Below are 16,376 nucleotides of genomic sequence, written 5' to 3' on the forward strand. Positions count from 1 at the left end.
GCTCAGCGCGGCGGGGCGACGCTCTGCCGGGAGATCAGCGTCGGCGCGATGGTCTGCCGCTGTTCGCCGACCGTGCCGGACTCCAGCTGCGCGAGCAGCAGGTCCAGGCTGGCCCGGGCCACCGCGCCGAAGTCCGGCCGCACGGTGGTCAGGGGCGGGATGAAGTAGGCCGCCTCCGGCACGTCGTCGAAGCCCACCACGCTGATGTCGTCCGGCACCCGCCGGCCGTACTCGTGCAGCGCGCGCAGCACCCCCAACGCCAGGTGGTCGTTGGCGGTGAAGATCGCCGTCACCTCGGGCATCCGGGCCAGCATCTGCCCGCACCGGTAGCCCGAGGCGGCCGACCAGTCCGCCGGCACCAGCGGCGGCACCTCGACGCCCGCCGACCGCAACGCCTCCCGCCAGCCGTCGATGCGCCCGGCGCTGTCGAACCAGTCGGCCGGGCCGGACACGTGCCACACCGTCCGGTGCCCGGCGTCCAGCAGGTGCCGGGTGGCCTCTCGCGCGCCCGCCACCTGGTCCACGGTGACCAGCGGCACCCGGCGGCGCGGGTCGCCGTCGACGGTCACCAGGGGGACGTCTTTCGGCAGGTGCTCCAGGGCCTCGCCGGCCGACTCGACCGGGGCGATCACCACGATGCCCGCCACCCGGTGGGCCAGGTGCCGTTCCACGGCCGCCGAGATGGAGACCCGGTCCAGGTCCCGGACACTGCCGACGCTGACCGCGAACCCTTCCTCGGCGGCGGTCTGCTCCAGGGCGGCCAGCAACGAGGCCGGACCGTAGAGGGTGGTGTTCTGCGCGACCACGCCGATCACCTGGGACCGGCCGGTGACCAGGGCGCGCGCGGCCCGGTTGGGCCGGTAGCCCAGCTCGGTGATGGCCGCCTGCACCCGCAGCCGGGTCTGCTCCCGGACGTTGGGGTGCCCGTTGAGCACCCGGGACACGGTCTGATGGGAAACGCCCGCAAGGCGAGCCACATCCGTCATCGCGGGACCACGCACGGCACCCACCCTCCCGCCAAGCCCCCGACCACGCCCCGGCAGCGCTGCCCGGGCGGCTGGACGCACCATCCGCGGCCCCCACTCCCGCCCGGCCGGCAGACGGGTGGGCCCACACAAGGCCAGCGCCAGTGTACGCCCAGGAGCCATCCGGCCACGTCGACGCACCAGCGCGACGATCATCATGGACCCGGCTGTGCTCCGGGGACGGTGCAGGGGCGGGGGTTCGTCGTGAACCACCGCCCCTGCACCGGTCGTGCCGTCGACGCGGGCTCAGCCCGGGATCTCGCGCGGGTCGCGGCTGCGCGGGTAGGTGTTCTTCTCCCCGATCGTGCCGTCCTGCTTCTTGATCACGTGCTCGGTGCCCCGCTCCACGGCCAGGTCACGGCCGGCCGCTTCCGCCTCGGCCTTGGTGTCGTGCCGGCTCGTCGCGCGGTCGTTGCCCTCCGGCCGGTTCTTCCACTGCCCGTTCTCGTGGTAGGTGTCGATGTCCCCGGTGGCCACTGGTCGTACCGTCCCTTCCCTCGATGGTGGTCTGGGACGGATGTGCCCCGTCGGGGGCGTTCCCAACCGTGCGTCCCCGGCGGAGCGGCTAGCGGGCCAGGAGCGCGCGGATCCGGCCGGTGATCTCCTCGGGCGCCTCCTCGGCCATGAAGTGGCCGGCACCGGTGAGGTGGTGTTCCACCAGCGGGGCCCAGGCCCGCCAGAGCGCCGCGCCGTCGTAGCCGAGCGCCGCTCCCCAGTCCTGCTGGACGACGGTGACCGGCATGGTCAGCCGCCGGTCGGCGACCCGGTCCGCCTCGTCGTGGGCGACGTCGATGCCGGCCGAGGCGCGGTAGTCGGCGACGATGGAGTCCACTGCCGCGCCGGACGCCGCCAGGTAGTGGGCGCGCACCGCCGGCGGGACGGCCCGCTCGCTGCCGCCCCAGGCGTCGAGGAAGTGGCCGAAGAACGCGTCCGCGCTGTTCCTGATCATCTGCTCGGGCAGGCCGGGCGGTTGGGCCATGAGGTAGAGGTGGAAGGCGACGGCGGCGGACGCGCCGTGCAGCACCTCCCACATGTCCAGCGTCGGCAGCACGTCGAGCACGCCGAGGTGGGTGACCGTGTCCGGGTGGTCGAGTCCGGCCCGCACCGCGACCAGCGCGCCCCGGTCGTGGCCGACGAGCGCGAACCGGTCATGGCCGAGCGCGCCGGCCAGGGCCACGACGTCCGCCGCCATGGTCCGCTTGGCGTACGTCGTCTCGTCGTCCGCCGAGGGCTTGTCGCTGGCGCCGTAGCCGCGCAGGTCCGGGCAGATCACCAGATGGTCGGCGGCCAGGTCGGCGGCGACGTGCCGCCACATGAGGTGGGTCTGCGGGAAGCCGTGCAGCAGCACGACCGGGCTGCCGGCGCCGCCCACCGCCGCGTGCAGGGTGACCCCCTCGGCGACGGTGACGCGCTGCTGGTCGAAGCCGGGAATGGCGGGTGTCATCGCTGGTCCTTCTCTCGATCGGGTGTGCTCCAGCGTGCCCACCACCGATGAGCAACCGATGAGCGGATAGCGTGGCCGCAGCTTCGCGGAGGAGGTGTCGGTGCAGGTCAGCTTCGGCGTGCTCGGGCCGGTGACCGCCTGGGACGACACCGGCGCGCCGCGCGACGTGAAGGGACCCCGGCACCGGGCGGTGCTGGCCCGGCTGATCGTGGCGCGGGGCCGGATGGTCCCGGTCGAGCGGCTCGTGGACGACCTCTGGACGGCACCCCCGCCGGGCGCGGTGAGCGCCCTGCGGACCTTCGTGGCGGCGTTGCGGCGGGCCCTGGAGCCGGACCGGCGGCCCCGCGAGCCGGCCCGGCTGCTGGTCACCGAGGGGCCCGGCTACGCGCTGCGGGCGACGCCGGACACGGTCGACGCCTGGCGGTTCGAGTCGGCGCTCGCCGACGCCACCGACGCCGCTCCCCGGGCGGCGCTGGACCGGATCGACGAGGCGCTCGGCTGGTGGCGGGGGCCCGCGTACGCCGACTTCTCCGACGAGCCGTGGGCGGTGACGGAGCGCTCCCGGCTGGAGCAGCTGCGGTTGACCGCGATCGAGCGGCGGGCCGAGGCGCTGCTGGCGCTCGGCCGCCCCGCCGACGTCGTGCCGGACCTCGACGCCCACATCAGTGGCCACCCGTGGCGGGAGGACGCCTGGCGGCTGCTGGCGCTGGCGCTCTACCGGGCCGGACGGCAACGCGACGCGCTCGCGGTGCTGCGCCGCGCCCGGGACCTGCTGCGGGAACAGTTGGGGGTGGACCCCGGCCCACGGCTGCGCCAACTGGAGACCGACCTGCTCCGGCAGGCCGACGAGGCGCCGGCCGAGCCGGGGCCGCTTGGGCCGGCGCAGGTCTGGGCGGCGGCCGCGGCCGCGTACGAGCGGGTCGTGGTGCCCGGCTCGCCGGCGCGGCTGGAGTCGACCGTCGGGCTGCTCCGCAGCCTCGCGGTGACCGGCCCCTCCGGGCTGGAGGCCGCGGCGCGGCAACGGGTCGCGGCGATCTCCGCCGCCGAGCAGCTCGGTGACCCGGACCTCACCGCCCGGATCATCGGCGGCTACGACGTGCCGGCCGTCTGGACCCGGGCGGACGACCCGGCGCTGGCGGCGCGGGTGGTGGCGGCGGCCGAGCAGGCGCTGGCCGGGCTGCGCCCCGGCGCGTCCGAGGCCACCCGGGCCCGGTTGCTGGCCACGATCGCGGTGGAGTCGCGCGGCACCCGGTCACCGCGCGGACCCGAGGCGGCCCGGGAGGCGGAGCGGCTCGCCCGCCGGCTGGCCGACCCCGGGCTGCTGGCCTTCGCCCTCAACGGACGGTTCATGCAGACCTTCCACCGGGCCGGGCTGGCCGCCGAGCGGGACGAGATCGGCACGGAACTCGTCGCGCTGGGCGAACGGCACGGGCTGGTGACGTCCGCCATCCTCGGGCACCTGATCCGGCTCCAGGCGCGCGGCGCGCTGGCCGACTTCGGCACCGCCGACGCGCACGCCGCGGCCGTGGACGCGCTCGCCGACCGGCACGGCCATCCGCTCGCCGGGGTGTTCACCGCCGGCTACCGGGCGATGCGGCTGGCCGCCGGGGGCGCCCCGGTGGCCGAGGCGGAGTCCGGCTACCGGGCGGCGGCGGCCCGGCTGGCCGGCAGCGGCATGCCCGGGGTGGAACGGGGACTGCTCCCGCTGGCGCTGCTCTGCCTGCGGGTGTGGCACGGCGTGCCCGCACCGGCCGACGAGGACACCGACTGGGGCCCGTACGCCCCCTGGGCCCGTCCGCTGGTCCTGCTCGCGCGCGACGACCGCCGGGGCGCGGCGGCGGCGCTGCGCCGGACCCCGGAGCCGCCCCGCGACCTGCTGCTGGAGGCGCTCTGGTGCCTCACCGCACAGGCCGCCGTGTCGCTCGACGACCCGGCCGCGATGCGTCGCTCCCACCGTGCGCTCGCCCCGGCGGCGGCCGAGCTGGCCGGCGCCGGCAGCGGGCTGCTCACGGTCGGACCCGTCCGCCGGCACCTCGACCGGCTCGCCGCCGCCCTGCGCGACCGCTGACCGGGGCCGCGCTCAGCGCAGCCCGGCGAACAGGTCGTCCTCCGGTGTCGGGGCGCCGGTGGTGTCCCGCACCCGGACGAAGGTCTCCCGCCCCATCAGCTCGGTGAACCGGTCCTGGCCCAGTTGCAGGAAGAAGATGTTCTCGGCCTGGCTGGCGTGGGCGGCCAGGGACGCGAACTTCTGGCCGCCGTAGGCGGTGGTGTCCACCCAGGTGGTGATCTCGTCGTCGGGCAGGCCGAGCTCCGGCATCCCCTCGGTGCCGTCCGGCTCCGGGAACTCGACGCCGATCTCCTTCATCACCCGCCCGAACTCCTGGAAGGCGCTGCGCGGCACCGTGGTCCAGTAGACCTTCGCGGCCACGTCGGTGCGCTGCACGGCGGCCATCGTGATGCGGTGCGCCTGGATGTGGTCGGGGTGGCCGTAGAAGCCGTTCTCGTCGTAGGTGACGATCACGTCGGGGCGGTACCGGCGGATCAGCTCGGCCAGCCGGTCCGCGGCCTCGTCGACCGGCGTGTTCCAGAACGCCTCCGGGGCGTGGTTGGTCGCCCACCCCATCATCCCCGAGTCGGCGTAGTCCAGCGTCTCCAGATGGGTGACCTTCAGCGCCTCGCAGCTGGCCGCCAGCTCGGCCCGGCGCATCGCCACCACGGCGTCCGGGTCGTGCCCGGGGTCGCCCGGCTTGACCCCGTCGGGGCCGTCGCCGCACCGCCCGTCCGTGCAGGTCACGAGGACGGTCGTCACGCCCTCCGCCGCGTAGCGGGCGAGCACGCCGCCCGTGCTGGTCGCCTCGTCGTCGGGGTGCGCGTGCACCGCCATCAGGGTCAGGGATCGTCGCGTCACCCCACCACCCTATGAGGAACCGCCGACCCGCCGCGCCGCCGTCCGGTGACCGGTCGGTCGGGTGTCACGCCGCGGCCCGCTCCTGGGCGTCGAGGTCGCGCAGCGCGAAGCGCAGGTGCTCCCACTCCTCGTCGAGGATGACGTAGAGGCAGTGGCGTACCGGTTCCTCGTGCTCGGGCGACCAGGCGGTCGGGCGGGGCTGGGCGAGCAGCTCCGGCGTGGCGGTGGCGAGGAAGTCGCGCACCATCGCCTGCCGCTCGGCCCGCAGGTCGAGCACCTCGGCGAAGCTCGGCCGGTCGGTGGCGAAGATCGACGTGTCGTAGCCGTCGGTCGCGTACTCCACGTGCGGCTGGCCGAGCGGGTGGAAGGGCTGCGGCCGGCGCAGGACCGCCTTGCCCAGCCAGGCGTCGGTGGCGAACGCCAGGTGGCGCAGGGTCTGCGCGAACGACCACTCGCCATCGACCGAGACGTCGGCGGCACCCTCGGGCAGGGCCGCCACCCGGTCGACCGCGGCGGCCCAGGCGCGTTCCACCGCCGTCCAGGCGGCGCGCAGCCCGGCCGGATCCACGGCCCGGCGCAGCTCGCGCCCGGGGAACCGGCGGTTGAGCTCGGCCTCGACCAGCGGCGTGACGTCGACTCCGTTGACCAGCAGCGGGCCGTCCGCCAGCCACGGCGCGTCGATGTCGAGCCCGCGCACGTCGACGCCGCGCATCACCGCGCCCGCCAACGTGGTGCGGTCGAACCGCGCGCCCCGCAGATCGCGGTCGACGAACGCGGTGGCACCGTCCTCGGCCATCGCACACTCCCTCCGTCGGGTGGTGGCCGCGACGGTAGCGGACGGGTCCGACAATCCGCTGCCCGCCGGCCGGGTCGGCCGCCGCGCCCGGGAACATGAATACCGGGAGTCACCATGCCGACACAGCTCTGGCCTGCGGTGTCCGCCCGGTGGAGACTTCGCCCATGACGGACGGTGAGCGCGGCGACGAGCGCTTCGAGAAGGTGGCCGAGGAGACCTCCGAGACGGTGACCCACGCGGCCACGGTGCTGGAGGAGGAACTCGCGGCGGGACTGGCCGGCGCGCGCCGGCTGGAGGAGAAGCTGAGCGAGAGCCGGCGGGTGGACCCGGAGGCGTTCGATGAGCTGGTGGCGCGGGTACGCACCGACGGGCACGCGCTGATCGACACCGTGGTCACCCAGCTGAAGATGTCGGACGACCAGCGCGGCGAGGTCGTCCGCCGGTACACCTCGGACGCGCACGACGCGCTGGACACCGTCCTCAACCTCGCCCGGCTCGTGCCGGAGGTGGCCAACGGGCTCGCCGACCGGCTCACGCCGCCGACCCCGACCGGCCCGGCACGCACCGACGGGTAGCGCAGGCGATGGCCCCCACCACCGGGGTGGCCGGCGACCACGTCGAGCGGATGCTGGCGCGCTACCGCGACCTGGCCCTCGGCGCGCTCCTCGACGACGTGCCCGCGGGCGGCCCGCGCTACCTCTACGACCTGGTCACCGAGTACCCGCGACGCTGGGGCAAGGGCCTGCGGGCCGCGCTCTGCCTCGCCACCTGCCGGGCGTTCGGCGGCGCGCCGTCGGTGGGGCTCAACGCCGCCGTGACCGTGGAGCTGTTCCACAACGCCTTCCTCATCCACGACGACATCCAGGACGCCAGCGAGCAGCGGCGTGGCGGCCGGACGCTGCACGCCGAGTACGGGGTGGGCGTGGCGCTGAACGTCGGCAACATGACCAACCTGCTGGCGTTGCAGCGACTCGCCGCGAACCGGGCGGCGCTCGGCTCCGGGATCGCCTGGCGGCTGTTCGAGGAGACCGAGCTCATGCTGCGCCACTCACTGGAGGGGCAGGCCATCGAGGTCGGCTGGATCCGCGACAACGTGGGCGACCTGGACGCCGACGACTACTACCGGATGTGCCTGAAGAAGACCTCCTGGTACACCTGCATCTACCCGTGCCGGACCGGGATCCTGGCCGCCACCGGCCGGGAGCGGGCGGTCGACGTGCTGGACCGGTACGGCTGGTACCTGGGCGCGGCGTTCCAGATCCAGGACGACGCGCTCAACCTGACCGGCGACTACGCCGACTACGGCAAGGAGATCGCGGGTGACCTCTGGGAGGGCAAGCGGACCCTCATCCTGATCGACTTCCTGCGGCGGTGCACCGCGGACGAGCGGGAGCGGCTGGTCGAGTTCCTGGGCCGGACCCGAGCGCAACGCACCGCGGCCGAGGTGCGCTGGCTGCACGGCCGGCTGCTCGCGTACGACTGCGTGGAGGCGGCCCGGCGCAGCGCGCGGGACCTGGCGGCGGCCGCCCGGCGGGAGGGTGAGCGGGCGCTGGGCTCCGCCGTCGACACCGAGGACGGCCGCTTCCTGCTGGACCTGACCGACTACGTGGTGGACCGCAGCCGCTAGGCCGCCCGGTCGAAGAGCAGGTCGAGGTGGGCGTCCAGCGCGCCCAGCGCCTGCTCGCCGGTGTACTGGCCGCCGAGCAGGTAGACGCCCAGCCCTTCCATCAGCGCGAGCAGGCCGGCCGCGGCGGCCGCGTCCCGCGACGGCAGGAGGCCTGCGATGAACTCGGTCAGCTGCGCGGTCTCCTCGCGCAGGCCGGGCGCGGCCGCTGGGCGTACGGCGAGGTGGGCGAGGAACGCCAGCGCCACCCGCCCGTCGTCGCGGGTCCCCTCGTCGAGCGGCAGCAGCGCGCCGATCAGCGTGCGCAGCAGCAGCCGCGGTGGCGGGTCCTCGCCCAGTCCCGCCACCGCCGCGGCGACCCGGGCCTGCCCGCGCTCGCGGACCACGGCCATCGCGAAGGCCATCATCTCGTCCTTGGTGCGGAAGTAGTGCTGGACCATGCCGGCGGACACGCCGGCCTCGGCCGCCACGTGACGGAGGCTCACGGCCTCTAGGCCCTGCTCGGCAGCGACCCGCACCAGGGCGTCCGCGATCCGGGTGCGTCGCTCCCGGTGATCGACCTTCTTGGGCATGACCTCGATCGTTCCACAGCAGGTGGCCGGGACGTCCCACCGGCGGCCGCACGGCTACCGGGCGGCGGTACCGGTCGCGGGGGTGCCACGTGCGCTGCGCAGCAGCCCGTCCGGGTCGTCGGCGTACAGCCGCAGCTCGTCGATCGGCGCGGAGCGCCCCCGGGGCAGGTCGAAGGTGGTCGGTCGACGCAGCAGGACGTCGATGCTGGTCTGGCTGCCGACGGCGAGGTGCAGCACCCGGCGGTCCCCCTCCTGCGTGATCTGCACCGATCTGCTGTGGGGCAGCGAGCGGTACCGCTTGCGCAGGGCCTGGACATCCGACCAGGGGATCCGGATGTCGATGCCCGCGCCCGAACGGACCCGCAGGCCCGCATCGCCCACGACGTGGGGATGGATCCGCATGCTGGCGTAGAGGCCGGCCATCCAGAGCAGACCCCAGACGCTGACGGCCAGCGTGATCCAGCGGGCGGGCCGCCACGGCACCACGTGGGTGACGATCAGGTCGAGGACGGGGATCTCGACGATCGACAGGCCGATGAAGATGCCGAGGATCGGCTTGACCACGCCGAGGTAGCCGAACGGCTCGTCGCCGGGCGCCAACGGCAGCGGCCGGCGACGTGCCCACACGTACAGGCTGCGCCACATGGCGGCCTCCAGCGCGGCGGCCCGACTCAGCACCCCGCGCGTCGCCACCCACTCGGGGGTGTTCGGGTCGACCATGGGCTCCTCCGCTCGGCGTGCCGCTGCCCGGCTCGAACGCAATGCAGTCGCATCGCATCCGAGCTTACCCAGTTTTGCAGTGCGACTGCAATGCAACCGACGGGGTCGACACACGCGGGGCCGGACACCGAGGTGCCCGGCCCCGCGCCCATGCGGTCAGGAGGCGTACGCGCTGATCGAGTCGAGCTGCACGGTCGCCGCACCGGACGCGCCGCCCGGGTAGAGCGAGAGCTGGGTGACCGAGCCCAGGTCGAGCGGGCCGGGGGTGGCCCACGGCGGCGGGGCGAAGTCGCCGAACGGCACCTCGACGACCCGGCCCTGCGTCCCGGTGAAGCTCAGTGTCTTCTCCCAGAAGAACCCGCCGGCGACGAACTGGACGGTCAACTGCTGCCCCTCGCTGCCCGGTCGCACCCACATCCGCAGCCCGGTGGTGCCGCGCCAGTCCTGCGCCGTCGGCAGGTTGTGGATGACGCCCGCGTAGCCGCTGGCGCCGGGGGTCCAGCTCAGCAGCATGCTGTGCCCGCTGCCCTCGCCGGCCGGGGCCAGCGTCGCGGTGATCGGGTCACCGCCGCCGTTGCGGGGGTAGGCGGCGGCGAGCGCCGCGTCCGAGGGGTAGGTGTCGAAGTCGTCGACCACCACCCCGGGCAGGTCCGCCCGGGTGGTGAAGGACGCGTTCGCGGTGGTGGCGCCGTAGCCGTTGACGGCGGTGATCCGCACGTACAGGGTGCTGCCGGCGGGCCAGGCCGTGGTCGGCGTGAAACCGGGGGTACGCAGACCGGAGACCGCCACCAGCGGGGCGCTGAGGTCCGCGTGCGCGGAGACGGTCAGCGAGTAGTACGCGGCTCCCGGCGCGGCGGACCAGTCGAGCGCGGCCAGCCGGCTCACCCCGGTGGCGTCCGGGGCCGGGGCGGTGAGCGTGAAGGCACCGGGCACGGTGTCGGTCACCGCGTCGGAGCGGGCGGCCAGGTCGACCGAGGCGACCGCGAACCGGGCGTCCCGGGTCCAGCGCACCCGCACCCCGCCCACCCGGGGCAGCCCGGTCGCCGAGACCGCGTACCGGCCGGGGCCGACCCGGTCGACCCGGGGCCGCACGGCACGCCAGCCGGTCGTACCGTCGGCGGAGACCTCCAGCACGACGCGGGGGTGACCGGCGGCGCCGACCGTGACCGTGACGGCGGTGAGGTCCGCGCGCCGGTAGCGCAGCTCGCCCGTGGTACCCCGGGCCGGCGCCACCAGCACGCCGTCGCGGGTCGGGGTGCGGCGCAGCGAGTCGCTGTGGCCGGCGCTGACGTACCAGTCCTCCAGCGGGTCGGTCACCCGGTCGCCGGTCGGGTCGGTGCGGACCGGCGTGGCGGTGGCCAGGGCGCTGCCGGCGGCGTCGACCGCGACCACGCGGTAGTCGACCGGGCCGGTGGGGGTGCTCAGGTCGAACCAGGGCGCGGCGTCGGCGCTCAGCGGCCGGTCGCCGCTGACCGTGGCCCAGGCCCGGCCGGGGGCGCGGCGCTGCACCAGGTAGCCGGCGGCGCCCGCGGTGCCCCGCCAGCGCAGGGTGTTGATGCCGTAGTCGGCGTCGATCGCGGTCAGCAGGGGCCGGTCCCCGGTCACCGCCGGGGCCGGGCGGCCGGCCATCGTGCCGGCGAAGCGGGTCAGCGCGGCGACCGCCTGGCGCATCGCGGGCGTGTCGCCCGGGTAGTGCACGGTGAAGCCGTCGCCGTGCGGCACGTAGCCGTGGTGGTCGTGGTGGCCGAAGAGTGACCAGAAGAGCGCGCCGGTGACGTCCGGGTTGGCGGCGACCTGGTCCAACAGCTCGTCGGTGGCCTGGCCGGAGCCGTACTCGCCGGCGAGGTAGACCTTGCCGGCGGCGGTGGCCGCGGCGGCGTCCGCCGCGATGCCGGCCGCCGTGGGCGGGTAGTAGTGCGAGTCGCTGATGTCGACGTGCGGCGAGGCGAGCACGGCGGGGTCGGTGCCGTGCTGGCTGCCGGCCGCGACGAGCTGCCGGGGGGCGAGGGACTTGACGTACCCGGCGGTGTCGTCGACCCAGTCGGGGGTCATCCCGTTGAGCTCGTTGCCCAGCTCCCAGGCCAGGATCGTCGGGTCCTGGGTGTACGCCGTGCCGGTGTAGCGGTTGACGTGGGTGAGCAGCGTCCGGACGTACTGCTTGTACGCCGCCCGCGCCCGCGGGTCGGTGTAGAACGCCGCGCCGTCGGCGTCGGTGCTCAGGCCGAGCCAGCGCAGGAAGTCGTACCGGCCACCGTGGTAGTACTGCCAGTTGTCGGTGAGCGGGATGATCAGCCGCAGGCCGAGCCGGCGGGCCTCGGCGATCGCGTAGTCGATCCGGTCGAAGGCGGCCGGGTTGAACTCGCCCAGCGCCGGTTCGAGGGACCGGGGATTGCCGGTGGAGACGCCGAGGGTGTGCGCCCGCACCACCGTGGCGCCCATCCGCCTGGCCGTGGTGAGCCCGTCACGGATCCGGAAGTACGTCGGGTAGTCCACGGTGGGCGGATCGCCCGGCTCGGTGCCGCCGACGTTCTCGTCGAGGCCCAGCCAGTACGCGTTGGGCCCGGCGAACCGGAAGGGCCGCCCGGCGAGGCTGAGCCGGGTGCCGTCGCGGACGACGAAGGCCGTCCCGCTCCGGGACGGCGACGGGTCGGCCGCCTGGTGCCGCACGTCGGCGGACGCCGGTACGGCGGACAGGCCGGCTGCCGCCAGCATGGCGACCACCGTGGCCACGGCGGCCCGGCGGATGCGCAGTCTCATGGTCAACCTCCGCAGCTGTGCCGCCGACGCCGGCGGCGACCGGACGACGACGCTCTCCGGGCCGTCGTCTCCGCCCACTGAACCGGTTAAGAGCGAGGGCGTCAAGCAACAGAAATCGCGCGTTACTCGACCGTTATCGATGGCGAAACACGCTGCTTCCCTGTCCGTCACGCGTGGACGCTGTGGAGAGAGTCGGGCTGAATCGGTTAACGGTCCTGGCCTGCCGCCGGCACGATCGCGTCGGCGGTAGGGTCCGGGTCCGCAGAGGAGGTGACCGGATGGGTCACGAGCAGCGCACCTTCCACAATCCACCGCCGGCGACGCCGGCCGACGTGCTGGCGGCGTTGGACCGCGACGACGTCGCGGGCGCGCTGGACGCCATGGTCGGCACCGCGCTGTACCCGGGCGGGGACTGGCAGCAGCCGCAGGAACTGCACCTGCGGCTGCTGCGCCACGAGGACCCCGAGGTGAGCGCGCTCGCCGCCACCTGCCTGGGCCACCTCGCCCGGGTGCACCGCCGGCTGGACGAGGCCCGGGTGGTCGCCGCGCTGCGCGCGGCCCGCTCGATCCCCCACCTCAGCGGCACCGCCGAGGACGCGTTGGACGACATCGCGCTCTTCCTGCACCCCCGGCGTACCCGCTGGCGCGCCCGCCTGACGCGGGCCTTCCGCCGGTCGCACCGGACCTGATTCACACCGGCCGCCCGGCCCGACGGGGCCGGGGACCGCCCGCGCTACCTTTTCGCGGTGCGTGGGTATCGGATCGGCGTCCTGGGACGGATCGAGGTGAGCGTCGACGGGGCCGCCGCCCCGCTCGCCCCGCTGGAACGGGCCTTCGTCGCGACCCTGGCCGCCCATCATGGACACCTGGTCTCCGTCGACCGGCTGATCGACGGGCTCTGGCCGGACGAGCCGCCGGCGGGAGCGCGCAACCGGGTCCAGGCGGTCGTCGCCGCGGTCCGCCGTCGCACGACGCCGGAACTGGTCCTCACCCGGTCCCCCGGCTACGAACTGCACCCGGACGTGGAGGTCGACGCGACCCGGTTCACCGCCGACGTACGGGCCGCCGAGGCCACCTCCGACGCCCGCCGGGCCGTCGAGCTGCTCGACCGGGCGCTGGCGCGCTGGCGCGACGACGCCTTCGTCGACGTCACCTCCCGGCTGGTCGACTTCGAGCGCGACCGGCTCCGCGAGCTGCGCGAGCACGCGATCGAGCTGCGCGTCGAGGCACAGCTGTCCCTCGGGTCGCACCACGAGCTCGTCCCCGAGCTGACCGTCCTGGTCCGCGACCGGCCGCTGCGGGAACGGCTGCGCGGCCAGCTCATGGTGGCCCTGCACCGCAGCGGCCGGCAGGCGGAGGCGCTCGCCACGTACCGGTCCGGGGCGCGGCTCCTCGCCGAGGAGCACGGCATCGACCCGGGGCCGGAGCTGCGCCGGCTGCACCGGGAGATCCTCGGCGGCGAGCAGGAGTCGCCCCCGGCGACCCGGGTGCGGCCGCACCAACTGCCCGGCGTCACCGGTGACTTCGTCGGCCGGGACAAGGAACTCGGCCGGCTGCTGGCGTTGCTGGGCCAGCCCCCGTCGACCCCCGGGGCGGCCCAGGTGATCGTCGTGACCGGGCTGGCCGGCACCGGCAAGACCACCCTGGCGCTGCGGGCGGCGCACCAGAGCCGGCACCGGTTCCCGGCCGGCTGCCTCTACGCCGAGCTGCGCGGCAACACCCCGGACCCGGCCCGGCCCGGCGCGGTGCTCGGAGCCTTCCTGCGCGCGCTCGGGGTGGCCGGGGAGGCGATCCCGGAGGCGGCCGAGGAACGCGCGGCGCTGTACCGGTCGGTGCTCGCCGACCAGAGCATGCTGGTGCTGCTGGACGGCGCGGCGGACCCGGCCCAGGTGCGACCGCTGCTGCCGCCCGGCGGCAGCAGCGCGCTGGTCACCAGCACGAACGCGCTGTCGGGCCTGGCCGGCACCGAGGTCGTACCGCTGGACCTGCTGCCGGTCGACGACGGCCTGGACCTGCTGGCGGCGATCGCCGGGGCGGAGCGGATCGACCGGGAGGCCGGGGCGGCCGCCGAGGTGGTGGAGCTGTGTGGCCGGCTGCCGCTGGCGCTACGCATCGCCGGGGTACGGCTGGCCGAGCGGGAGTCGATGACCGTGGCGAGGCTGCGCGACCGGCTGCGCGACGAGCGCCGCCGGCTCGACGAGCTGTCGCTGGACGGGCTCGACGTGCGCAGCAGCTTCACGGTCGGCTTCGAACGGCTGCCCGCGCCCGCCGCGCGGCTGCTCGCGGTGCTCTGCCGCACCTCGCTGGGCAGCTTCGGGATGTGGGACGAGCGCACCGAGCCGCTGCTGGAACAGCTCTGCCGGGCCCACCTGCTGACCGCCGACGCCGGCGGTCGGGTCCGGATGCACGACCTGGTCCGGCTGCACGCCCGCGAACGCACCGAGGTGCCCGCCGCGCAGGTGATCGACTGGTACGCCGGGCTGCTCGCACACGCCGAGCAGGCCGACGCGGCGCTGCCCTGCAAGGTCCTGCCGGCGGCGACGCCCCGCGCCGAGACGGACCCGTGGGCCGCGGTGGACTGGTTCGAGGCGGAACGGGAGAACCTGGTCGCCGCGGTGCGGGACCTGCTGCGCCGCGATGCCGTCGACCTGGCCGGCCGGCTGGCCTGCACGATGGGCAACTTCGCGACGATGCGCAGCCAGCACCTGCCCGAACTCGTCGACTGCCTGCACGGGGTGCTGGACCGGCAGGCCGCCCTGCCGGCGCGGACCCGGATGACGGCGCGGCTGGTGCTGGGCACCGCGTACCGGGTGTTGAACCGACACGCCGAGGCGGTGCCGGTGCTGCGGGCGGCCCACCGGGACGGCCGCGGCCCGTGGCTCGCCCACCGGCTGGTCGCGCTCCAGGGCTATTCGCTCTGCTGCCGACAGCTCGGCCGGGTGCGGGAGGCGGACGCCGCGCTGCTGCTGACGGTGCGGCTGTGCGCCGCGCACTGGCCGGTCGGCCCGGTCGGCGGGCACGTGCTGCTGACCCTCGGCATGCAGTACGGGCAGTACCAGCTCACCTCCCCGTTCGCGCACGCCGCGTGCGCGGCGGCGGTGGAGGTCTTCGAGGACAGCGGGGACCTGTGGGGCGAGGCGTTGGCGCGGGAGAGCATCGGGCTGCTGCACCGGCACGCGCAGCGGTGGCCGCAGGCCCTGGACCAGCTGCGGCAGGCGGTGACCGCGGCCCGCCGGCTGGGCGACCGGATGAGCGTGACCACCGCCGAGCAGGCGCTGGCCGCCACCCACCTCGCCGCCGGGGACCGGGACGCCGCCCGCCGGCTGCTGCGTCGTACCGCGCCGGCGTTCCGGGAGATGCGCCACGGGTGGGGCGAGGCGATCTCGCGCCGGCTGCTCGGCAAGGCGCACCTGGAGGAGGGTGACGCGGAACAGGCGGTGCGGGAGCTGGCCGGCTCGGTGGCGATGCTGCGCGAGATCGGGCAGCCGTTCCCGCTGGCGAACTCGCTGCACCTGCTGGCCCGGGCCGAGGCCGCCCGGGGCCGGTACGACCGGGCGGTCGCGCTCGGCGAGGAGGCGCTGCCGATCTTCGCGCGCTTCGCCGCCCCGTACGCCGACGAGCTGCGCGGACAGCTGCCGCGCTGGCGGGGCGCAGCGGGCGCGCAGTAGCAGCGCAGGGCGTGCGCAGCGGTCACCGGCACAGTGGCGGGCAACCACCCACAACAGGAGGTCTGCCCATGACCAGGATCCTCACCCGCGTCGGCGACACGCTCCTCGGCGCGGTGCTCGGCCGCGAGGAGGCCGGCGCGTGCGTGCCGGAGAACGGCCAGAAGTGTTCGTGCGTCGCGTCCAACGGCTACTGCTCCAGCGGGACGTACTTCCGCTACTACCGGCAGGGCTACTACAACTGCTACGGCTCGTGCGTGACCTCGACGTCGCGGCCGGTCTGCTACGTCCAGAAGGCCGGCGTCTGCTGACCTGACGATCCGCCCGGGGCCGCGCCGACCGGCGCGGCCCCACCCTCCCCCGAACTCGCCGAGGAGCCCCCATGCCCGGTTTCGTCTACGCCGCCGTCGCCCTCGTCGGCGCGGTCGCCGTCCTCAATCTCGTCCTGACCCTGGCGCTGGCCCGCCGGCTGCGCGAGGTGCAGGCCGGTCACGCCCACGACGGTGAACCGGTCCCCGAGGTGCTGCCCGCCCCGGGCCTGGACGTCAGCGGCTTCCCCCTCGCCGACCTGGCCACCGGACGCCGCACCGTGGTCCTGCTGACCCCGACCTGCCCGCCGTGCCGGGACGTGCTGGACGCCCTCACCACCGACGCGGCACGCTACCGGCACGGCACCCTCGTCGCCATGATCGGCACGCCGGCGGAGACGGCCGCGATGGCCGACCGGCTCGCCGACTTCGACACGGTGACCATGTCCGAGCCGCTCGCCGAGAAGGAGCTGCGGGTCAAGGGGTTCCCGGCCGTGCTGTCGGTGGTCGACGGCGTCGTCGTCGACGCCGGCCACCAGCTGCCGGTCCTGGCCTGA

15 protein-coding genes are annotated in these 16,376 nt (G+C 75.2%); 7 read left to right on the forward strand and 8 right to left on the reverse strand.

Annotation, left to right across the window (positions count from 1 at the left end; genetic code table 11):
• Positions 1-2: 2 nt before the first annotated feature.
• The 3 genes from GA0070611_RS11450 to GA0070611_RS11460 all read right to left on the reverse strand — a co-directional run bounded on the left by GA0070611_RS11450 (position 3) and on the right by GA0070611_RS11460 (position 2,469).
• The gene (locus GA0070611_RS11450; protein ID WP_197675905.1) at positions 3-986 is read right to left on the reverse strand and encodes a LacI family DNA-binding transcriptional regulator; all 984 of its coding nucleotides are present in this window, start codon (positions 984-986) and stop codon (positions 3-5) included.
• Positions 987-1,271: 285 nt separating this feature from the next.
• Positions 1,272-1,502, reverse strand: a complete 231-nt coding sequence (locus tag GA0070611_RS11455; protein WP_091662334.1) for a DUF2188 domain-containing protein — start codon at positions 1,500-1,502, stop codon at positions 1,272-1,274.
• 88 nt (positions 1,503-1,590) lie between these two features.
• On the reverse strand, positions 1,591-2,469 hold the full coding sequence (locus GA0070611_RS11460; protein WP_091662337.1) for an alpha/beta fold hydrolase: 879 nt from the start codon (positions 2,467-2,469) through the stop codon (positions 1,591-1,593).
• 100 nt (positions 2,470-2,569) lie between these two features.
• On the opposite strand from GA0070611_RS11460, the gene GA0070611_RS11465 reads away from it, so the two are divergent.
• On the forward strand, positions 2,570-4,537 hold the full coding sequence (locus tag GA0070611_RS11465; RefSeq protein ID WP_091672791.1) for an AfsR/SARP family transcriptional regulator: 1,968 nt from the start codon (positions 2,570-2,572) through the stop codon (positions 4,535-4,537).
• A 12-nt stretch (positions 4,538-4,549) separates the two neighbouring features.
• On the opposite strand, the gene GA0070611_RS11470 is transcribed toward GA0070611_RS11465, so the two are convergent.
• Both GA0070611_RS11470 and GA0070611_RS11475 read right to left on the reverse strand, forming a co-directional pair.
• Entirely contained in the window at positions 4,550-5,377 is an 828-nt protein-coding gene (locus GA0070611_RS11470) for a PIG-L family deacetylase (RefSeq protein ID WP_091662341.1), read from the reverse strand.
• 64 nt (positions 5,378-5,441) lie between these two features.
• Positions 5,442-6,173 (reverse strand): DinB family protein, encoded by a 732-nt coding sequence (locus tag GA0070611_RS11475; protein ID WP_091662345.1) that lies wholly within the window; start codon positions 6,171-6,173, stop codon positions 5,442-5,444.
• A 164-nt stretch (positions 6,174-6,337) separates the two neighbouring features.
• On the opposite strand from GA0070611_RS11475, the gene GA0070611_RS11480 reads away from it, so the two are divergent.
• A complete protein-coding gene (locus GA0070611_RS11480; protein ID WP_091662350.1) occupies positions 6,338-6,748 on the forward strand; it encodes a hypothetical protein in 411 nt (136 codons plus the stop codon).
• An 8-nt stretch (positions 6,749-6,756) separates the two neighbouring features.
• Positions 6,757-7,800 carry a polyprenyl synthetase family protein gene (locus GA0070611_RS11485; protein WP_091662353.1) on the forward strand — a complete coding sequence of 348 codons (1,044 nt, stop codon included), beginning with the start codon at positions 6,757-6,759 and terminating at the stop codon, positions 7,798-7,800.
• Here the strand turns inward: GA0070611_RS11485 and GA0070611_RS11490 are convergent.
• The 3 genes from GA0070611_RS11490 to GA0070611_RS11500 form a co-directional block, all read right to left on the reverse strand.
• Positions 7,797-8,369 carry a TetR/AcrR family transcriptional regulator gene (locus GA0070611_RS11490; protein WP_091662357.1) on the reverse strand — a complete coding sequence of 191 codons (573 nt, stop codon included), beginning with the start codon at positions 8,367-8,369 and terminating at the stop codon, positions 7,797-7,799. The two genes, GA0070611_RS11485 and GA0070611_RS11490, sit on opposite strands and share 4 nt — an antisense overlap.
• Before the next feature lie 54 nt (positions 8,370-8,423).
• On the reverse strand, positions 8,424-9,089 hold the full coding sequence (locus tag GA0070611_RS11495) for a hypothetical protein (RefSeq protein WP_091662361.1): 666 nt from the start codon (positions 9,087-9,089) through the stop codon (positions 8,424-8,426).
• Positions 9,090-9,245: 156 nt separating this feature from the next.
• Complete coding sequence (locus GA0070611_RS11500; protein ID WP_091662365.1) at positions 9,246-11,846, reverse strand: carbohydrate binding domain-containing protein; 2,601 nt, start codon at positions 11,844-11,846, stop codon at positions 9,246-9,248.
• A gap of 278 nt (positions 11,847-12,124) precedes the next feature.
• Here GA0070611_RS11500 and GA0070611_RS11505 point away from each other — a divergent pair, with 278 nt between their 5' ends.
• The 4 genes from GA0070611_RS11505 to GA0070611_RS11520 all read left to right on the forward strand — a co-directional run bounded on the left by GA0070611_RS11505 (position 12,125) and on the right by GA0070611_RS11520 (position 16,376).
• Positions 12,125-12,535, forward strand: coding sequence for a hypothetical protein (locus tag GA0070611_RS11505; RefSeq protein ID WP_231921413.1), 411 nt, complete (start codon positions 12,125-12,127; stop codon positions 12,533-12,535).
• A gap of 57 nt (positions 12,536-12,592) precedes the next feature.
• Entirely contained in the window at positions 12,593-15,514 is a 2,922-nt protein-coding gene (locus GA0070611_RS11510) for an AfsR/SARP family transcriptional regulator (RefSeq protein ID WP_091662370.1), read from the forward strand.
• Between the two features lie 68 nt (positions 15,515-15,582).
• Complete coding sequence (locus GA0070611_RS11515) at positions 15,583-15,822, forward strand: hypothetical protein (protein WP_091662375.1); 240 nt, start codon at positions 15,583-15,585, stop codon at positions 15,820-15,822.
• Between the two features lie 71 nt (positions 15,823-15,893).
• On the forward strand, positions 15,894-16,376 hold the full coding sequence (locus tag GA0070611_RS11520) for a hypothetical protein (RefSeq protein ID WP_091662379.1): 483 nt from the start codon (positions 15,894-15,896) through the stop codon (positions 16,374-16,376).

This window comes from Micromonospora auratinigra (assembly GCF_900089595.1).
Lineage (GTDB): Bacteria > Actinomycetota > Actinomycetes > Mycobacteriales > Micromonosporaceae > Micromonospora > Micromonospora auratinigra.

Coding starts and splice junctions, on each gene's coding strand:
- GA0070611_RS11460 (WP_091662337.1), bottom strand. CDS start 2,469: ATGACACCCGCCATTCCCGGCTTCGACCAGCAGCGCGTCACCGTCGCC.
- GA0070611_RS11505 (WP_231921413.1), top strand. CDS start 12,125: ATGGGTCACGAGCAGCGCACCTTCCACAATCCACCGCCGGCGACGCCG.
- GA0070611_RS11490 (WP_091662357.1), bottom strand. CDS start 8,369: ATGCCCAAGAAGGTCGATCACCGGGAGCGACGCACCCGGATCGCGGAC.
- GA0070611_RS11520 (WP_091662379.1), top strand. CDS start 15,894: ATGCCCGGTTTCGTCTACGCCGCCGTCGCCCTCGTCGGCGCGGTCGCC.
- GA0070611_RS11500 (WP_091662365.1), bottom strand. CDS start 11,846: ATGAGACTGCGCATCCGCCGGGCCGCCGTGGCCACGGTGGTCGCCATG.
- GA0070611_RS11485 (WP_091662353.1), top strand. CDS start 6,757: ATGGCCCCCACCACCGGGGTGGCCGGCGACCACGTCGAGCGGATGCTG.
- GA0070611_RS11480 (WP_091662350.1), top strand. CDS start 6,338: ATGACGGACGGTGAGCGCGGCGACGAGCGCTTCGAGAAGGTGGCCGAG.
- GA0070611_RS11515 (WP_091662375.1), top strand. CDS start 15,583: ATGACCAGGATCCTCACCCGCGTCGGCGACACGCTCCTCGGCGCGGTG.
- GA0070611_RS11495 (WP_091662361.1), bottom strand. CDS start 9,089: ATGGTCGACCCGAACACCCCCGAGTGGGTGGCGACGCGCGGGGTGCTG.
- GA0070611_RS11475 (WP_091662345.1), bottom strand. CDS start 6,173: ATGGCCGAGGACGGTGCCACCGCGTTCGTCGACCGCGATCTGCGGGGC.
- GA0070611_RS11450 (WP_197675905.1), bottom strand. CDS start 986: ATGACGGATGTGGCTCGCCTTGCGGGCGTTTCCCATCAGACCGTGTCC.